Source organism: Vibrio sp. 1F253 (assembly GCF_041439295.1).
Taxonomy (GTDB): Bacteria; Pseudomonadota; Gammaproteobacteria; order Enterobacterales; family Vibrionaceae; genus Vibrio; species Vibrio tasmaniensis_A.
Genome location: NZ_JBGONU010000109.1, coordinates 1 through 3,524 on the forward strand (window position 1 = coordinate 1; position 3,524 = coordinate 3,524).

Genomic DNA, 3,524 nt, shown 5'->3' on the forward strand with positions numbered 1-3,524 from the left:
AGCGGATTGCAAATCCGTGGACCTCGGTTCGACTCCGGGAGGCGCCTCCATCATTCAGAAAAACCAGCCCTAGTGGTTGGTTTTTTCGTTTCTGGCACTTTGCTTCTTGTTTCTTCGTCCTTACCTCTTCATTTCTCCCTTTGATATTTGCTAAGCCCAACGCCGTTTTGGTGGAATCCTAAGTTGAACCTTTGTTGATAGACCGCTAAATAAATCAAAGTCACAATTAACCATAATGCTCAATTTGTTTCATTGTTTTATGGGATAACTCTAATTAAAACATGTGTATGAGTGATAGTGTCCCTCTTTATATTTCTTTAATTATTCTATAAGAGGTTCTTAAATATGCAATTTAGTCTAAAGAGAAAAATGGTTTTCTCTGTAGTTTTGGCGATTGCTGTTACATCTGCCATTCTTCTTTTCATGGGTTATAAGACTTTTCAAACAAACAGCTGGCAAGCAATAGAAAGTGAAAGTCGTAATACACTTCAAGCCCATGCAAAGGGCATCAGTGACTGGTTTTACGATAAGAAACAAGCAGTACATGGGCTTAAACAACAAGTACAGCTTAACCCTTCAATAGATATCGTTCCTCATTTACGTCAAACCTTGGTATCTGGTGGGTTTGGATTGAGTTATTACGGTAACAAAGAAGGTGAGATGTTCCGTCATGATCCTTCATTGAATAAAGCGGGGTATGACCCAAGAGTTCGAGGTTGGTATAAACAAACCTTAGCTGAGAACCGCGCAGTAACAACCAAGCCTTACGTGAGTGTAACCATGCAAACCTTAGTGGTGACATTGACCGATCCTGTGACCGAGAATGGATCGATCATAGGTGTTGTGGCATCTAACCTTGCGTTAGACAAGCTAATTGAAGATGTGTTGGCTATTCAGGTTCCAGGTAATGGACGAGCGATCCTAATTGATAAGCAAGGCACGGTCGTTGCTCATAAGAATAAAGATTTCATCCTTAAGCAAGTCAAAGAGATAGCACCTGAATTAAGTGTTTCTGGATTAAACAGTGCTGCACAAAACTTAACGACAATTTTTACACAAGTTGATGGTGATGAGCGCGTCATCATGGCTGAGCCTATTAAAGGCACCGACTGGCTACTTGTGATTGAAATGGATAAAGACGTACTAGAGCAGCCGTTGTTCGATATGTTGATTAGCCAAATCACCACAGGTTTGATTGTATTGATCGTTATGGCTGCAGCAACCTCATGGTTTGTGGCTCGTCAATTAGTTGAACTGGGTCGAGTGAGTGAAGCATTAGCTGATATTGCGGAAGGGGAAGGTGATTTAACACAGCGCCTTCAAGTGTCGAGTAAAGATGAAGTAGGGCAACTTGCCGACAAGTTTAATGTGTTCGTAGATAGACTTCATGCAATGATGAAAAACGTGACTGATGTTTCGACGGCAATGAATAACGGAGCTGAACACGCCAACAGCAGCGCATTAAAACGCAGCGATAGCGTCAGCAGACAGCAAGACGAGATCACAATGGTTGCAACAGCTGTGACAGAAATGGCGACAGCAACAGCAGAAATTGCTACGAATGCTGATAGTACGGCCAAAAGTGCGACTCACTCTGTTGAGTTGAGCGAACAAGGCTTCCAACAGATGGCTAAAAGCCAATCATCGATCAATGAGCTTGCAACAGAGCTAACAAGCGCTGTGTCTATCATCAGCGAGCTTGAAGAGCATGGTCAACAAATCGCGTCTATCTTGGCGACGATTCGCGAAATAGCGGAGCAAACTAACTTACTTGCACTCAATGCGGCAATTGAAGCAGCAAGGGCAGGCGAACAAGGTCGAGGCTTTGCAGTGGTTGCCGATGAGGTTCGAGTGCTTTCACAACGAACTCATGCTTCAACAGAAGAGATCGAAGACAAGATCAAGCGCTTACAACAAGCGACTAGTGGTGCCGTTAAAGTGATGACACAAAGCCACGATATGGCGAAAACAAGCGTACATGACGTGGATATGGCGGGAGAGAGCTTGGCTCAAATACGTGAGGCAATTCAGATGATCAGCGATATGGCAACTCAGATAGCTTCTGCTGCTGAAGAGCAGTCACTGGTTACCGCTGAAATCAATGCGAATACCGAATCTGTTCGTGAAGTGAGTGATGTGATGGCAGTTGATGCGACCGATGCGGTTTCACAAGCCGATCAGCTAAGTCATTTAGCGAGTGACTTGAAACAAGAGCTGTCACGATTCAAGCTTTAAGTTCAGGCTAATATTAGCTTAAGCACAAAGATCAATTAGAAACTAGAAAGAGCACTGGCTGTTAAAGCGTGTGCTCTTTTTTATTTATAGAGCATGCTCAATGTTTGTCAAAGAAGTCTTTGTTACGAATATACTTACTCATTAGGTGATAAGAGAAAGGCCGGATTAACCAACTGAATATTGATCGCCCGAGGCGTATTAACGTCGGTGTGTTTTCGTAAATCCTGCCGTTATAGAGCCAAAGTACTTTGCCTACATGCCAATACAACAGCGGTACGGGCGGCATGAAGGTGACAATATCGATTTCGCAACAGATACGGTAGGTTTTCTTGCTCAAGCGGTAGTTCTTTTTGAAACTCCAATCACCGACCGCGGGCTGTCCAAACGTGACGATTCGTTTAATACAACCTGGGTGTTTTTGGTCCAAGTAATCAGCGAATACACAACCAATAGAGCCACCAGAAGAGTGGCCAGTAATCGATATTCTTTTGCCTTGTTCCAATAGAGGAATTAAAGTGGTTTCCAAGCGTTCAATGACAGTTTGTCCCAGTTTATCTTCATTACGGCTTGGTTGGCTTCCTTGAAACATGAGATGGTAGAACCCGGCATGTACACGATAGTTCAGCCCAATCCTTTTACAGCTTCTTGTCCATAGAGCAAAAGTGAGTAGCCAGTCAGAAACGCTGTGTGACCCCTTGATAACCACGACGACTTCATCTTTGTCGCTGCTCCATAAGACTCGAATCATGGTTTTGCCAAACTGATTCTTTATGATGCGCTGTCCATTAGGGTCAAAACCGTAACGAGTTTGTTTAAAAACTCTAGGGTAGGCGAGGTTGCAGAGCACAGCGTAGCGTTCATATTGGTATCGTTTTAGTGGCTTCACGTTGTCATTTCGTAATAGTCGTTACTTAAAACTCTAGCCTTTGAATGTGAAAAGCACATGAAAACTAAGTCGTGTTTCTCTAATTCAATGGAATTGACAGTATTTTGTGAGTCTGAAAATGGGAATTCGGCCTTTGAATTCCAACTCAAACTCAAAGTCTACGAATAAGAACCGTACAAGCTGCACTAAATTCATTCGTTTGAGTTCGATAATTAATCACTTGAATTGAAAGATAAAATTTACTGTTGACGAATTTTTTCTATCCGTTAAAGTACACCTCGTTCTCACGGCTTAGGTCGCAGAGAGATGGTGTTTTACTCTTCGGTAATCAGCATCGCATGATTGCGTTGCCCTGGTGGTGGAATTGGTAGACACAAGGGATTTAAAATCCCTCGGCGTTCGC

General features: G+C 43.0%; 2 protein-coding genes. One reads left to right on the top strand and one right to left on the bottom strand.

The window, feature by feature from the left end; translation table 11 throughout:
- The first annotated feature begins 369 nt into the window (after window positions 1-369).
- Window positions 370-2,235 carry a methyl-accepting chemotaxis protein gene (locus ACED28_RS22890; protein ID WP_017077332.1) on the top strand — a complete coding sequence of 622 codons (1,866 nt, stop codon included), beginning with the start codon at window positions 370-372 and terminating at the stop codon, window positions 2,233-2,235.
- A gap of 97 nt (window positions 2,236-2,332) precedes the next feature.
- Here ACED28_RS22890 and ACED28_RS22895 read toward each other — a convergent pair whose 3' ends face one another.
- Window positions 2,333-3,121 (bottom strand): lipase, encoded by a 789-nt coding sequence (locus ACED28_RS22895; RefSeq protein WP_017101843.1) that lies wholly within the window; start codon window positions 3,119-3,121, stop codon window positions 2,333-2,335.
- Window positions 3,122-3,524 lie beyond the last annotated feature (403 nt).